This window comes from Kribbella sp. NPDC000426 (assembly GCF_040300265.1).
In the GTDB taxonomy this organism is placed as follows: Bacteria; Actinomycetota; Actinomycetes; order Propionibacteriales; family Kribbellaceae; genus Kribbella.
The window spans coordinates 162,318-176,969 of the sequence record NZ_JBEPDK010000005.1 but is presented as its reverse complement, the minus strand read 5'-3'; the positions used below and the strand labels follow the sequence as shown (position 1 = coordinate 176,969).

Sequence of the window (14,652 nt, the reverse complement as noted above, 5' to 3'; positions counted from 1 at the left end):
GGGTCGCCGATCTCGCAGGGGGCGTGGGATCGATCGACGCGGGGGCTCAACAGTTACCGGTATCCCACTCGTGGTCGCGGGTGGTGCAGGAGGGCTCGGCCGAGGCTTGGGAGGGCGACTCGGGAGCTCACACTCACCGCCCGCGACCGCCGTCCGTTCACGGCAGCTGTCCACAATCACCGGGCATCGCTTGGCAAGTCGCGGGGACAGCGGCATAGTCGAGAGATCGATGCTGCCGTGCTGTGTGGGGGCCGACGTTGTGGAGTCAGACAAAGGCGCCCCGCTGCGGGTTGACGCAGAGACCGCGATCATCCTGCGCGAGGCCTACCACAAGATCGAAGCGCTGTTCCGCTCCGACCACTACGGCCTGTACGACTACGTCCGGGTCGTAGCCGGGAAGATCGCGCGCGTCGACGCGTTCTTCGTCGGGTTCCTGCAGGGCAGCAACCGGGTGCGGTACCCGTACGGCTACGACAAGGGCCACTACGTGAACCCGGACACCCACAATTTCGGGCCGAACGGGCAGACCGCGTGGGTGGTGAAACACCGCCAGACGTACCGGTTCGCCTACGACAACGGGTTCGCGCTGCATGCCGGCGTACCGGTGGGGGACATGGCGCGGCGGTCCGAGGACGTGGTGACCGTGCCGATCTTCCGGCCGGCGAAGGACGGGCCCGACCAGCTGTTCGGGATGCTGTCGATGCAGAGCTACGAGCCCAAGTCGTACGACGACAACGCGGTACGAGCGTTTGAATGGTTGTGCTCGGTCGTCGAACGGGTGCTGACCCGTGAGGGCGAGGACCGGGATGCCTTGCGGCGGCTGCCCGCGGGCGATGTCGGGCCGAACCTGCTGACGTCCGACCACGTGATGGAGTACCTGTCGCACCGGGTCGCGTCGATCCGGGAGATCGCGGCCGAGGCAGAGAGTGAGCCCGACGTGAGTGCCGGCGTACGGACGCATCTCGAGCGGATCATCGACGCGACCGAGCACATCCAGTCCGAGTTGATCGAGATGCTGATGGAGACCGACGAGGGGCCTGAGCGCCGGTTCACCAGTCTGACCAAGGCGCAGCAGACGGTCGCCGTACTGCTCGCGGACGGTCTGGACAACGACCAGTTGGCCGTCGAGCTCGGTATCAGCCTCAACACGGTCAAGACGCACCTGAGCGCGATCCTGCGCAAGTACGGATTCCGCGGTCGCGCGCAGGTGAGTGACGACGTCCGCAAGTACCTGGCGCGCTGACCCTCGACATACTTGAAGACATGAAGTAACTTCCGGAGGGCTGTTAATTCCGAATTATCCCACCGCCCCTGGGAGGCCTTCGTGTCGCTCGATCCTGTGTCCCGCCGTGCCTTCCTGGCCACCAGCGGCGGACTCCTCGCCAGCCTGACCCTGCCTTCGCTTCCGTCCCAGGCGGCGGCACCGGCTACTGATCTGGCCCGTTACCGGCCGGTGCGCGCCTCGTCGAGTGCGTACGCCGCGACGCCGCCCGAGTTCGTCGTCGACGGACTCGCGGTGCCGGGCGTGCGGGGTTCCGGGTGGCGGGCGGCCGGCGGCGATCCGCAGTGGATCGTGGTGGATCTGCAAGGGCGGTGCCGGGTGGACGCGGTCCGGTTGACGTTCGAGGCGACGGCGCAGGACCCGGCGTTCGACTTCTCCGGCGGGAATCCGTACGGGAACACGACCGGTCAGGAGCTGCTGTCGAGTTCGCCGCTCGACTTCCGCGTGGACACCTCCACCGACGGCGTCTCCTGGCACACGGTCCATCAGGCGACCAACAGCCCGGGCGGTACGGTCGATATCGCGCTCAAGAGCCCCGTCACCGCGCAGTACGTGCGGCTGACCGGGACGCGGCAGGCGAACGCGAATGCCCTTGGTTTGAACGGTTTCCAGGTTTACGGCACCACGACTGTGTCCCGTCCGCCGGCCACAGGCTGGACCGATTGGGGCCGGCATACGGACAAGCCGCCGGCGCTGCGCCAGGCCGAGGACGGGTCGTTCCCGATCGAGTCGGGTTGGACGCTGACGATGGACGACTTCGCCGGTACGACGGATGGCGCCGTACTCGCGCAACCGGGTACGGACACGTCGACGTGGCTGCCTGCGACAGTGCCCGGCACCGTGCTCGGATCGCTGGTCGAGCAGGGGCATCTACCGGATCCGGTCGAGGGGATGAACAACCTGGACATCCCGGAGGCGCTCAGCCGGCACGCTTGGTGGTACCAACGGAAGTTCGATCGGCCGGCGGGTTCGGGGCAGCGGGTCTGGCTCGAGTTCGACGGGATCAACCACCAGGGCGACGTCTGGCTGAACGGGACGCAGGTGGGGACGGTCAAGCATCCGTTCGCACGCGCGGCCTTTGAGGTCACCGCGGTGCTGAAGGCGAAGAACGCGCTCGCGGTGAAGATCACACCGATGCCGCATCCCGGAACCGCCGGTGACAAAGGCGATGCGGGGCAGTCGTTCGTCCAGTCCGCCACGTTGTACCTGGACTCGCCGACGTTGCTGGCCGCGTCCGGGTGGGACTGGATGCCTGCTGTCCGCGACCGGGCGGCCGGGATCTGGAACCACGTGCGGTTGCGCTTCACCGGCGATGTGGTCGTGGGCGATCCGCGCGTGGTGACCAAGGTCCCGAGCGTCGATCGGGCGACCGTTGCGGTCACGGTGCCTGTCCGCAACGCGGCCGACGCTCCTCGCACGGTCACGGTGAAGGCCCAGTTCTCCGGCCGGACTGTGAGTAGGACCGTCACCGCGCAGGCAGGGGCCACCACGGAGGTGGCTTTCGATCCGGAGACCATCGAGAACCCTGACCTGTGGTGGCCGAACGGGTACGGCGAACCCACCTTGCAGGAGCTGATCGTGACGGCGAGCGTCGCCGGGGCGGTGAGCGACAGCCGGACCACGACCTTCGGGATCCGCGAGTTCGGGTACGACTACGACCTGCCGATCGTGATCGACCCGGCCACCAACAGCGCGCAGCAGACCGTCGAGATTCCGCGGCAGACAGCGCAGTACCTGCGGATCCAGGGGCGTCGGCGGGCGACTGGATGGGGCTATTCGCTGTGGACGTTGGCGATTCGAGACTCGTCCGATCCGTCGGTGGACCTGGCCCGGGCGGGTACGGCGACCGCGTCGTCCGACGACGGGAGCCCCGCGGCGCAGGCGATCGACGGGAACGACCGGACGCGGTGGTCCTCGCAGTACGACGATGACGAGTGGATCCAGGTGGATCTCGGGGCTCCGAAGGCGTTCGACCGGATCGAGCTGTTGTGGGAGACGGCGTACGCGTCGCTGTTCACGATTCAGGTGTCGGCGGACGGCTCCACGTGGACCGATGTGGAGGACGTCAGCAACGCACCGGTGCCGTTGAAGATCAGCGTGAACGGCGTCCGGGTGTTCTGCCGGGGCGGGAACTGGGGCTGGGACGAGCTGCTGCGGCGGATGCCCGAGGAGAAGATGCGGGCCGTCATCGGCATGCATCGGGACATGAACTTCACGATGATCCGCAACTGGATCGGCTCGAGTACGCGCGAGGAGTTCTACCAGGCCTGCGACGAGAACGGGATCCTGGTCTGGAACGACTTCTGGGAGGCCGGCCCGTTCACCGACGACCTGCCCGGGTACGCCGGGATCGCGCGCGACACGATCGTCCGGTACCGGACGCATCCCTGCATCGTGATCTGGTGCGGGGCGAACGAGGAGAACCCGCCGGCGGCGATCGATGCCGCGATCACGGCCGCGGTCCGCGAGGAGGACGACGAGATCCTCTACCTGCCGAACTCGGCGGCCGGGTTCGTGTCCGGGCACGGGCCGTACTACTGGGTCGACCCGGTCAGGTATTTCGACCCGAACACCTACGACACGTTCAACTTCGGCTTCCACACCGAGATCGGCATGCCGACGATCCCGGTGGTCGAGAGCATGCGCAACCTGGTCGGCGACGGCGATCCGGGATGGCCGATCGGTACGCCGTGGTACCACCACGACTGGTCGACGCACGGGAACCAGCGCCCGGACACGTACCTCGGTGCGGTCGACGAGCGGCTCGGATCGTCCAGCGGGCTGGCGGAATTCACCCGCAAGGCGCAGTTCGTGAACTACGAGAACATGCGCGCGATGTTCGAGGCGTGGAACGCGCACCTGTGGACGGACGCGTCGGCGTTGCTGCTGTGGATGTCGCATCCGGCGTGGCACTCGACCGTTTGGCAGACCTACGACTACGACCTCGATGTGAACGGCAGCTACTACGGTGCTCGCAAGGGATGCGAGGCGATCCACGTCCAGGCCAACCAGACCGACTGGACCACGGTCGTCGTCAACCACACCCGGAACCCGGTCACCGCGAGCGTGCGAGCCGATGTCTACGACCTCACCGGCAAATTGCTTGCTACCAGCAACCAGGCGATGACCGTTGAGGGAAGCAACAAGCGGGAGGCGTTCGCGGTGGCGTTCGGGGATGAGCTGCCCGATCTGCATGTACTTCGGCTGACGCTCACGGGCGCCGGCGGTGTGCTGTCCGAGAACACGTACTGGCGTTACCGGAAGCCTGCGGACATGCAGGATCTGAACGAGTTGCCCAAGGCCCGCTTGGAGGTGCGGTCGAGCGGCAAGCGCATGACGGTTCGCAATACCGGGTCAGTGGTAGCAGCGATGGTGCGGGTGTCGTTGCGGGATCGGACGGGGAAGCGGGTGCTGCCGGCGACGTACTCCGACAACTACTTCTGGCTGCTGCCGGGTGAGACGCGCACGATCACCGCTGCGGGCCCGGCCTCCGGGGTGAAGCTGGAGGCCGAGCCCTACAACAACTAGTAGGAGCGGGCAACGTACGCGATCAGGTCGGGTTCGGTGTCGTCCAGGGGCAGGGTGCCGTCTGGGCGCTGGAGGCAGCGGACCATGACACCGGACTCGGCCAGGCGGTCCTCGCCCTCCTCACCGACGGCGTCGTACGGCAGGCTGGCCCAGCCGGAGGCGGCGGCTTCCACCGCTTCGGCGACCGTTGACACCGCGGTCGTGCGTGCGGCGTGGCGGGCTGTCGCTTCTTCCAGTAGGTGCGCCTGGTCGGCGGTGATTGCGTCGACCACGGTTGACGTGAGCTCGGAGAGGTTGACGGCGGTCTTGGCGGAGTCGCGGAGACGGCGTACGACGGTTGCCACCTCGGCCGCCAGGTCGCGCGGGCCGAGCTCGATCCGGATCGGGACGCCCTTCAGCTCCCAGTTGACCGCGCGGCGGCCGAATGGCTGGTCGATGCGGTCGTCGACCATCACCCGGAGGCCGGCGACCTCGAGGTCCTTGGCAACGCGCTGAGCGGCCTCGATCGTTTCGTCCCTCACCGCGAGTACGACGACCTGGATCGGGGCGACCGCCGGTGGGATGCGCAGGCCGGCGTCGTCGCCGTGCACCATGATCAGGCCGCCGACCATGCGGGTGGTGCTGCCCCAGGAGGTGGTCCAGGCGAGTTCGCGCCGGCCGTCACTCGACAGGTAGTCGATGTCGAAGGCGCGGGCGAAGTTCTGGCCGAGCTCGTGGGACGTGCACATCTGCAGGGCTTTGCCGTCGCCGGTCATCGCTTCGAGGGTCATCGTGTTGATGGCGCCCGCGAAGCGTTCGCGGCGAGTCTTGCGGCCCGGGGTGACGGGGATCGCGAGGACGTTGACCATGACGTCGCGGTAGACGTCGTACAGGATCTTGGTCGCGTACGCACGAGCCTCCTCGAAGGTGGCGTGGGCGGTGTGGCCCTCCTGCCAGAGGAACTCGGTGGTGCGGAGGAACAGGCGCGGGCGGAGCTCCCAGCGGACCGCGTTTGCCCACTGGTTGAGCAGCAGCGGGAGGTCGCGGTAGCTCTGGATCCACTTCGCCATGTACTCGCCGATGACGGTTTCCGAGGTGGGGCGGATGACGGCGGGTTCCTCGAGTTGTTTGCCGCCGGCATGTGTGACCACGGCGAGCTCGGGGCTGAAGCCTTCTACGTGCTCGGCCTCGCGTTGGAGGTAGCTCTCGGGGATCAGGAGGGGGAAGTAGGCGTTGGCGGCGCCGGTTGCCTTGATGCGGTGGTTCATTGCCTCCTGCAACAGTTCCCAGATCCCGTAGCCATACGGTCGTACGACCATGGTCCCCCGCACGGGCCCGTTGTCGGCGAGCTCGGCTTTGGCAATCACATCCTGGAACCATCGGGGGTAGTCCGAAGCTTGCGAGGCAAGCACGGAGCGGGTCGTAGTCATGAACGCCAGTCTAGGAACGCGATCGATGGTCCGGCCACGCATTTCCGGCGCGGGCGTTCAGCGGGCACTCAGGCACCGATGTTCATACGGCTGTGCACCGGCGTTCATCACCGGATCCAACAGTGGGCCCGTATCCGCTCGTACCTGGAGGAACGCTGTGAGAGTACGTCGTGCGCCCGTGATCTCTGCCTGTCTGGCTCTGGTCGGGCTGGCGGTCGGAATCCCGTCCGCTGCCGCGGACCGGGGACCGCAGACCTACACCTTCGCCGTGATCGGCGACATTCCCTACGGCCCGGCGCAGATCGCCAGGTTCCCGAAGGTGATCGACCAGATCAACGCGGACAAGCCGGTCAAGTTGGTCACCCATCTCGGCGATATCAAGGACGGATCGTCGGTCTGCAGCGACGAGTACTTCGCGCAGGTGAAGACGCAGTTCGACCGGTTCGCCGACCCGTTGGTCTACACCGTCGGCGACAACGAGTGGACCGACTGCCACCGGGCCAACAACGGCAGCTGCAACCCGTTGGAGCGGCTCGCGAAGGTCCGGCAGGTGTTCTTCCCGCAGCCCGGCAGGACGCTGGGGCAGCACCCGGCGAAGGTCGAGACGCAGGTGGCGCAGGGCATCCCGGAAGACGTCCGGTTCACCCGGGACGACGTCGCGTTCGCGGCTCTGCACATCGTTGGCAGCAACAACAGTATGGCGCCGTGGACCGGCAAGACCGCGCCGACGCCTGAGCAGGCGGCCGAGGTGCTGAACCGGACGTCGGCCGTGATGCAGAGCATCCACGACACGTTCGCCCAGGCCCGCGACGAGCACAACAAGGCCGTGGTGCTGCTGACCCAGGCCGACATGTTCGATCCGACGGTGGCGAGTCCGGCCTTCGCGGACTACTACGCGTTCCAGCCGATCGTGCAGGAGATCGCCCGCGAGGCGGCGAACTTCCGCGGCCCGGTGTACCTGTTCAACGGTGACAGCCACGTCTACAACAGCGACAAGCCGCTCGCCGCGAGCTCGCCGTGGACCACGTTCTACGGCGTCACTACGCCGGCGGAGAACCTGTCGCGCATCACGGTGGACGGCTCGACCGGTGACAACGACTACCTCCGCGTCACGATCGACTCCCACAACCCCGCCGTACTGACCTGGTCGCGGGTGCCGTTCACCTCCTGAAAGCCCCTGAACGCTGAACGCCCGGTGCCCACGTGGGGCACCGGGCGCTTTGTTCTGCTGTGTCAGAGTGACGCGAGCGCGTCGTTCCAGGTCTTCGACGGGCGCATGATTGCGGCCGCCTTCGCCGGGTCGGGCTGGTAGTAGCCGCCGAGGTCTACCGGGTTGCCCTGGACTGCCAGGAGTTCCTCGACGATCGTCTGCTCGTTGGCCGCGAGGGTCTCGGCGAGCGGGGCGAAGGACTTGGCCAGGTCGGCGTCGTCGGTCTGCTTGGCCAGTTCCTGGGCCCAGTAGAGGGACAGGTAGAAGTGGCTGCCGCGGTTGTCGATTCCGCCTACCCGGCGGGTGGGGGACTTGTCCTCGTTCAGGAACGTGGCGGTGGCGCGGTCCAGGGTGTCGGCGAGGATCTGGGCGCGGGCGTTGCCAGTGGCCTGGGCGAGGTGTTCGAAGCTGGCGGCGAGGGCGAAGAACTCGCCGAGGCTGTCCCAGCGCAGGTAGTTCTCCTTGACCAGCTGCTGCACGTGCTTCGGCGCCGAACCGCCGGCCCCGGTCTCGAACAGTCCGCCGCCGGCCATCAGCGGCACGATCGACAGCATCTTCGCCGACGTCCCGAGCTCGAGGATCGGGAACAGGTCGGTCAGGTAGTCACGCAGTACGTTGCCCGTCACCGAGATCGTGTTCTCGCCGCGGCGGATCCGCTCCAGCGAGAACTTGATCGCCTCGACCGGCGCGAGGATCCGGATGTCCAGCCCCTCGGTGTCGTGCTCGAACAGGTACGTCTGTACCTTCGCGATGATCTGGGCGTCGTGCGCCCGGGTCTCGTCCAGCCAGAACACCGCCGGGTCACCGGTCGCGCGGGCCCGGTTGACGGCCAGCTTGACCCAGTCCTGGATCGGCGCGTCCTTGGTCTGGCAGGCGCGGAAGATGTCGCCCGCCGAGACCGCCTGCTCGAGGACGACGTCCCCGGCCTGGTTGACCAGCCGGACGGATCCGGTGGTCTGGATCTCGAAGGTCTTGTCGTGCGAGCCGTACTCCTCGGCCTTCTGCGCCATCAGGCCGACGTTCGGCACCGACCCCATCGTGGCCGGATCGAACGCGCCGTTCGCGCGGCAGTCGTCGAGGACCGCCTGGTAGATCCCGGAGTAGCTGTGGTCCGGCAGTACGGCGAGGGTGTCGTGCTCCTCGCCGTCCGGGCCCCACATGTGTCCCGACGTACGGATCATGGCCGGCATCGAGGCGTCGACGATCACGTCCGACGGGACGTGCAGGTTGGTGATGCCCTTGTCCGAGTCGACCATCGCGAGCTTCGGGCCGGCGGCCAGCTCGGCGTCGAAGGAGGCCTTGATCGCAGGCCCCTCGGGCAGCGCGGCGATGCCGTGCAGGATGCTGCCGAGGCCGTCGTTCGGCGTCAGGCCGGCCTTCGCGAGTACGTCGCCGTACTGCGCGAACGTCTCCGGGAAGAAGGCGCGGACGACGTGGCCGAAGATGATCGGGTCGGAGACCTTCATCATCGTGGCCTTCAGGTGGACCGAGAACAGCACGTCGTCGGCCTTGGCCTGGGCGACCTGCGCGGTCAGGAACTCGCGCAGCGCGGCCACGTGCAGCACCGACGCGTCGACGACCTCACCGGCGAGCACCGGGACCGACTCGCGCAGCACGGTCGTGGTGCCGTCGTCGCCGACCAGCTCGATCTGCAGTACGTCGTCGGCCTCGAGGACGGCGGACTTCTCGGTGGCGCGGAAGTCGTCGGTGTCCATCGTGGCGACGTTGGTCTTCGACTCCGGCGACCAGGCGCCCATCCGGTGCGGGTGGGTCTTGGCGTAGTTCTTCACCGAGGCGGGTGCGCGGCGGTCGGAGTTGCCCTCGCGCAGGACCGGGTTCACCGCGGAGCCCTTGATCTTGTCGTAGCGGGCCTGGATCTCCCGCTCCTCGTCGGTCTTCGGCTCGTCCGGGTACTCCGGCAGGGCGTAGCCCTGGGACTGCAGCTCGGCGACCGCGGCCTTCAGCTGCGGGATCGAGGCCGAGACGTTCGGCAGCTTGATGATGTTCGCCGCGGGCGTCTTGGCCAGCTCGCCGAGCTCGGTCAGCGCGTCCGCGATCCGCTGGTCGTCCTTGAGGTACTCCGGGAAGAGGGCAAGGATGCGGCCTGCCAGTGAGATGTCCCGGGTCTCCACTCCGACACCGGCCTGGCCGGCGTACGCCTGGACGACAGGGAGGAACGAGTACGTGGCGAGCGCCGGAGCCTCGTCGGTGTGGGTGTAGATGATCGTCGAGTCAGTCACAGCCCCACCCTAATGGGCTGTCCGGCCCGCCCGGACCCGGCGTGGGCAGGCTCACGCCCGACCGGGGCTCGGCTGCGGGATTCAGTCAGTCGAGCTCGTCGGGGTGAGCAAGTGTGATACCGCTCGCGACGGTCACTGCACTGGTGAACGCCAAGGTGTCGATCGGGGACGCCGCCGCCACAGTCGCCCCGGCCAGGGAGGCCAGGCCCTTCGCGCCCTCCCAGGTGCAGTCCACGAAGACCGCCTTGGCGGCCTTGACCTGGGAGAACTCCACGCCGGACAGGTCGCAGCGCCGGAAGACGGCCCCGGTCAGGTCGGCGGAGACGAAATCTGCGTTCTGCAGCCGGCAGTCGGTCAGCTCGACCTTCTGGAACCTGGAGAACCGGAACGACGCGAAGTCGAGCACGCTGTCGCGGATCGTGACGTGCTGGAGCACGGCGCCGGGACCGGCGAACCCGATCATTCGGGACGCCGTCACCGCGACCCGGGTCAGCGCGGCGTCGGACCAGCGTGCATTGGCGATGTCGCACTGGGCCAGCTCGGCGTCGACCAGGATCAGCTTCTCCAGGTCGGACCCGGCCAGCTTGCAGCGGGTCAGCCGGCACCCGCTGATCTCGACGTGCTCGGCCTCCAGGTCAGCCAGGTCGACGTCTTCGAGCGCGAGGTCCAGTAGGCGCTCCTCGTCGTCCAACTCGGTCAGCTCAGCTGCGTCCAGGTTGGGTCGGAGGCGGGGCGCGGCGATCTTCACGGCACCGACCGTAGCTGGTGGCGCCGACAACAAGCGGACGGCCAGCACTCACCAACCAGCGACGAGCGGCGTGAGCCCGAGGCGTCAGGAGCGCAGGTAGTGCGCGGCCGCGCCGATTAGGGCTGAGTGTTCGGTGTCTTGAGTGGCGGAGGCTGGGAAGGTGAGGGCGGGGGCGACCAGGTCGAAAGCGCCGGAGATGGAGCCGCCGAGGACGGTCTGGGTTACGCCGAAGCGTTCTAGCCACGGGTTGAGGGCGTCGGAGAGGTGGGTGAAGGCGGTGACCAGGACTTCCTGGGCGGTGGTGTCGCCGGCGCGGGCCAGGTCGGCGATCTCCTTCACCCCCGGGACCTGCTTCGGGTACGCGCGCAGGATCGCGCGAGCCGAGATTGAGTCCTCCAGCGGCTTCCCGGCATACGTCGTCTTGTAGAGCTCGCCGCCCGGCGGGACCGAGTCGCCCTCGCGGACCACCCGGCCGTCCGCGAGGAACGCCGTACCGATGCCGGTGCCGATCGTCACGCCGAGGCAGCGCTCGACGCCGCGGACCTTGCCCGCCGTCCACTCACCGACCGTGAACGCCTCCGCGTCGTTCATGAACAGGAGCCGGTCGATCCCGAGCTCGGCGCTGAGCGCAGCGCCGAGGTTGAACCCGTACAGCTGGTCGAACTTGCCCTGCCCGCGATACCACGCCACGCCGGTGCCGAAGTCGAACGGACCGGGCAGGGCGACCGCCAGACCGTTTGCCAGCGGCAACTTCCGGGCCGCTTCCGCGAGCTGCCCGACCACGACTTCCGCGGCCTCCTGGGACTCGAGCTTGGCCCGGTCCACCTCGGTCACGTCCCACGTCTGCGGCCGCACCACGGCCGCCGTGACGTGACTTCCCCCGATCTCCAGCACCGCTACGTCCATCCGGACATCATCGCAAAGCGTCAGTACCGCTCCTTGAACACCTGCGTCCCGGAGCCGTCGTACATCGTGATGTAGATCGGGTCGGTGTTCCCCTTCAGGATGCTGTCGGTGTACACGCGGTGGACCCAGTAGCCGTCCTTGATCGTGGCGTCCGCGTGCTGACCGAGGCCCGAGAACGCGATCCGGGTGACTCCCTCCGGCACCCGGCCCGCGTAGCTGTAGCGCACTCCCATGCAGAACCTGCTCCGGCTCGCTCGATCGACCGCCCCGTCGCCGCAGGCCATGCTCCAGTACTGCTGGATCTGGTACGGGCGCGTGACGATGCCGACGTTGAGCAGCGTCGCGCCGAACCCGCCGAGCGGCCGCCCGTCGATCGGTACGCCGGCGACGCAGTACGCGTACTGCGACCCGTCCGGCGACCGCCGTACCGTCATCGCGCCGTCGGGGTCGGTCACCTCGACGACCTTGTCGGTCCAGGTGCTGACCACCTGGCGCCGCCATGCGTCGTTGTTGGCGGTCCGGAAGAAGTCGTCGGACTTCGCACACAGATCGGTGATCATCTTCGGCTGGGTCGTGGTCGCCGGCTGGGGCGGGGTCCGTGCGGGCCACAGGTGACCCACGAGCAGTACGGCGATGACCGCGGTCGCCGCCGTGACCGCAGTAGTGACGGAGATGATCGCGCGACGGACCCGGGTGCGGTGCCGTCCGGCAGCGACCAGGTCTCCGGCGTGCGGAGTGAACGTCGCGGGACGGTCGGCGGCCTGGTCGAGCAGGGTCTTCAGTTCGGTCATCTCAACCCCTCACAGCCAGATCGGACAGCTCGGCAAGGGCCGGGTGCGTGCGCAGTTTCTCGAGGGCGCGCAGAGTCTGGCTCTTCACCGTCCCGGGCCGGCAGTCGAGGGCGGCGGCGGTTTCTTCGACCGACAGTTCGTCGAAGTACCGCAGTACGACGCAGGCGCGCTGCCGGGGCGGGAGCTCGGCCAGAGCCTTGGTGATCACGAGGCGGTCCTCGAGTACGCCGAGTGGATCCGAGCGGTCGGTCTCGTGGGCGAAGTAGTCGTCGCCGCCGACGACCTCGCTGCTCGATTTACGCCGCAACGCGTCGAGGGTGGTCGACACGACGACCTTCCGCGCGTACGCACCGACGGCGCCCTTGCGCTGGATCCGGCCCCAGACGCGGTACAGCCGAATCAGGGCCTCCTGGGTTGCGTCCTCGGCCCGGCGCCAGTCTCCGCACAGTAAGTAAGCGGTCCGGCACAAGGCGTTAGCGTGATGCGTGACGAACTCGACGTAGTCCCGCTCGGTCTCCGCCTTCACCCGCAGTCCTCCCCGGTCATGCCGGGTCAAACGTGGCAGGCCCGTCCCCAGGTTGCACCGATCCGGCAAGATTCTTTCCATGGTCGGCGGTCCGCGGGTCAGCACTGCGGGAACGACGCCTCGCTGCTGTCCGTAGAGTGGGTGGGCCGAGGGGAATGACATGCCGACCGAGAGCAGGACGACGTCCGTGGTCGCGGCGCTGAGCGTCGCGGTGGCGGTGGTCGGTCACGTGCTGGTGGGCGGCGGCGGTGTGCCGCTCGGAGTCGTACCTCCGCTGGCGGCGCTGGCCGGGGCCTGCTGGCTGCTGGGGGAGTACCTCGCCGGCGAACGGTTGCTGACGGCACTCGTACTGGCCGCGGTGCAGTTGTTCGTGCACGTCACGCTGGACTCGGCGACCATGCACGACGGTATGGCGATGTCAGATATGTCGCCGGGTGTCGGTGGCAGCTTGATGATGAGTGCCACGCACCTCTCGGTCCTGTTGGCCGGCGTGCTCGCGGTCGGCCAGGCCCAGCGCTGGATAACGCGCGTCGTTCGCATCTTCGCGCGGCTCCTTCCCCGGCTTCCGGTTCTGCATCCGGTGCCCGGGCTGCCTCGCAGGTTCGTCGTGGTGTCCTCGCCGCTGCCGCTTGCCGCGTCCTGGCTCGCGTCGAACGTCTCCCGCCGCGGACCTCCCGGCGTACGAGTGATCGCTGCTGTCTGAACCGGCCCACCGGCCGGATTACTCGTATGCCTTGAAAGGTTCTCTCATGCCCAAGAGATTCGTCCTGCGCGCCGGCGCGATCGTCGCGGCGTCCGCGCTGGTCGTGATCGGCGCCGCGGGATCGGCGTCGGCGCACGTCACGGTGTCCTCGCCGGACGCCAAGCCCGGCGGTTACGCGAAGCTGGTCTTCCGCGTGCCGACCGAGTCCGACAACACCAGCACCACCAAGCTCGTTGTCAGCCTGCCCAAGGACCATCCGTTCGCGTCGGTCGGTGCGCAGGTCAAGGACGGCTGGAAGGTGGAGAAGAAGGAGGAGAAGCTGCCGGCGGAGGTCAAGGTCGGCGATGTGACGCTGACCAAGGCGATCACCACGGTCACCTGGACCGCGACCGCGGGCGGCATCCCGGCGAACGACTTCGACGAGTTCGCATTGTCGGTCGGCAGGCTGCCGGAGGGGGTCGACTCGCTGAGCTTCCCCGCCGTCCAGACGTACAGCGACGGTGAGGTGGTGAAGTGGGCCGACGTCGCCAAGGACGGTGCCGACGAGCCCGAACACCCGGCGCCGACGCTGAAGCTGGCGGCCGCCATCACTCCGGTCGCGGCGACCACGTCGGAGGGTACGTCGGACACGCTGGCGCGCTGGCTCGGCGGTGCCGGCCTGGTCGTCGGACTGCTCGGCCTGGCCTTCGGGCTGCGGCCGCTTCGTCCGGCTGCTGCTCCGGCTCCGGCTCGTGCTTCTGGGGAGAAGCAGTAGCCGTGCGTCGACTGATCGCCATTCTGGTGGCGTCGCTGTTCACGCTGGTGGTTTCCACCGGCGTGGCGGCGGCGCACGCCAAGCTCGAGTCGATGACGCCGACGGACGGTTCGTCGATGGCCGCGCCGCCGACGAAGGTGGTCCTGACCTTCAACGAACCGGTCGGGTCGAACGGGACACAGGTCCAGGTCAACTCGCCCGGTGGTAAGAACGTCGCGAACGGCGACGCCCAGGTGGTCGACAACACCGTCACCCAGCCGGTCGGCGCGATGGTCGAGGCCGGGAAGTACACCGTCGAGGCCCGGGTCGTCTCGGCCGACGGGCACCCGGTCACGATCTCCGGGTCGTTCACCGTCACGCACGCCGGTCATCCCGCGACGCAGCCGGCCGGCACCCCGACAGCTTCCTCGCAGGACAACGGCAACGTGGTGACAATCGTCGCCATATCCCTGGTGATGCTCGTCGTAGTAGCCCTCGCCATAGTCATTGTCCGCCGCCGTCCGGCTGCCTGATGAGCAACCACCACCCCGCCGACAACCAGCCCACGGGGCCGGC

Annotated in this window: 12 protein-coding genes; 6 read left to right on the top strand and 6 right to left on the bottom strand. The window is 68.0% G+C overall.

What is annotated here, in order from left to right; translation table 11 throughout:
* Window positions 1-259 precede the first annotated feature (259 nt).
* The gene (locus tag ABT313_RS24890) at window positions 260-1,243 is read left to right on the top strand and encodes a helix-turn-helix transcriptional regulator (protein ID WP_350858376.1); all 984 of its coding nucleotides are present in this window, start codon (window positions 260-262) and stop codon (window positions 1,241-1,243) included.
* Between the two features lie 81 nt (window positions 1,244-1,324).
* The gene (locus ABT313_RS24885) at window positions 1,325-4,810 is read left to right on the top strand and encodes a discoidin domain-containing protein (RefSeq protein WP_350858373.1); all 3,486 of its coding nucleotides are present in this window, start codon (window positions 1,325-1,327) and stop codon (window positions 4,808-4,810) included.
* On the opposite strand, the gene proS is transcribed toward ABT313_RS24885, so the two are convergent.
* A complete protein-coding gene (gene proS / locus ABT313_RS24880; RefSeq protein WP_350858371.1) occupies window positions 4,807-6,219 on the bottom strand; it encodes a proline--tRNA ligase in 1,413 nt (470 codons plus the stop codon). The two genes, ABT313_RS24885 and proS, sit on opposite strands and share 4 nt — an antisense overlap.
* A gap of 157 nt (window positions 6,220-6,376) precedes the next feature.
* On the opposite strand from proS, the gene ABT313_RS24875 reads away from it, so the two are divergent.
* Window positions 6,377-7,390: a metallophosphoesterase gene (locus tag ABT313_RS24875; protein WP_350858368.1), complete on the top strand. Its 1,014-nt coding sequence runs from the start codon at window positions 6,377-6,379 to the stop codon at window positions 7,388-7,390.
* Window positions 7,391-7,452: 62 nt separating this feature from the next.
* Here the strand turns inward: ABT313_RS24875 and ABT313_RS24870 are convergent, their stop codons facing one another.
* From ABT313_RS24870 to ABT313_RS24850, 5 genes are all read right to left on the bottom strand, one after another.
* On the bottom strand, window positions 7,453-9,669 hold the full coding sequence (locus ABT313_RS24870) for an NADP-dependent isocitrate dehydrogenase (RefSeq protein ID WP_350858365.1): 2,217 nt from the start codon (window positions 9,667-9,669) through the stop codon (window positions 7,453-7,455).
* A gap of 85 nt (window positions 9,670-9,754) precedes the next feature.
* Window positions 9,755-10,417 carry a pentapeptide repeat-containing protein gene (locus ABT313_RS24865; protein WP_350858362.1) on the bottom strand — a complete coding sequence of 221 codons (663 nt, stop codon included), beginning with the start codon at window positions 10,415-10,417 and terminating at the stop codon, window positions 9,755-9,757.
* A gap of 84 nt (window positions 10,418-10,501) precedes the next feature.
* A complete protein-coding gene (locus tag ABT313_RS24860; protein ID WP_350858359.1) occupies window positions 10,502-11,323 on the bottom strand; it encodes an ROK family protein in 822 nt (273 codons plus the stop codon).
* Between the two features lie 20 nt (window positions 11,324-11,343).
* Window positions 11,344-12,114 carry a hypothetical protein gene (locus ABT313_RS24855; protein WP_350858356.1) on the bottom strand — a complete coding sequence of 257 codons (771 nt, stop codon included), beginning with the start codon at window positions 12,112-12,114 and terminating at the stop codon, window positions 11,344-11,346.
* A 1-nt stretch (window position 12,115) separates the two neighbouring features.
* Window positions 12,116-12,640: a SigE family RNA polymerase sigma factor gene (locus tag ABT313_RS24850; RefSeq protein ID WP_350858354.1), complete on the bottom strand. Its 525-nt coding sequence runs from the start codon at window positions 12,638-12,640 to the stop codon at window positions 12,116-12,118.
* Window positions 12,641-12,800: 160 nt separating this feature from the next.
* Between ABT313_RS24850 and ABT313_RS24845 the strand changes: the two genes are divergently transcribed.
* Genes ABT313_RS24845 through ABT313_RS24835 form a run of 3 tightly spaced genes read left to right on the top strand, consistent with a single transcriptional unit; the run spans window position 12,801 to window position 14,609 of the window.
* Window positions 12,801-13,343, top strand: a complete 543-nt coding sequence (locus ABT313_RS24845) for a hypothetical protein (protein ID WP_350858351.1) — start codon at window positions 12,801-12,803, stop codon at window positions 13,341-13,343.
* A 46-nt stretch (window positions 13,344-13,389) separates the two neighbouring features.
* Window positions 13,390-14,097 (top strand): YcnI family copper-binding membrane protein, encoded by a 708-nt coding sequence (locus ABT313_RS24840; RefSeq protein WP_350858348.1) that lies wholly within the window; start codon window positions 13,390-13,392, stop codon window positions 14,095-14,097.
* 2 nt (window positions 14,098-14,099) lie between these two features.
* Window positions 14,100-14,609, top strand: a complete 510-nt coding sequence (locus ABT313_RS24835; protein WP_350858345.1) for a copper resistance CopC family protein — start codon at window positions 14,100-14,102, stop codon at window positions 14,607-14,609.
* Window positions 14,610-14,652 lie beyond the last annotated feature (43 nt).

Bases quoted from the DNA above. Each gene is read 5' to 3' on its own strand.
- proS (WP_350858371.1), bottom strand. From the start codon at position 6,219: ATGACTACGACCCGCTCCGTGCTTGCCTCGCAAGCTTCGGACTACCCC.
- ABT313_RS24860 (WP_350858359.1), bottom strand. From the start codon at position 11,323: ATGGACGTAGCGGTGCTGGAGATCGGGGGAAGTCACGTCACGGCGGCC.
- ABT313_RS24855 (WP_350858356.1), bottom strand. From the start codon at position 12,114: ATGACCGAACTGAAGACCCTGCTCGACCAGGCCGCCGACCGTCCCGCG.
- ABT313_RS24845 (WP_350858351.1), top strand. From the start codon at position 12,801: ATGCCGACCGAGAGCAGGACGACGTCCGTGGTCGCGGCGCTGAGCGTC.
- ABT313_RS24840 (WP_350858348.1), top strand. From the start codon at position 13,390: ATGCCCAAGAGATTCGTCCTGCGCGCCGGCGCGATCGTCGCGGCGTCC.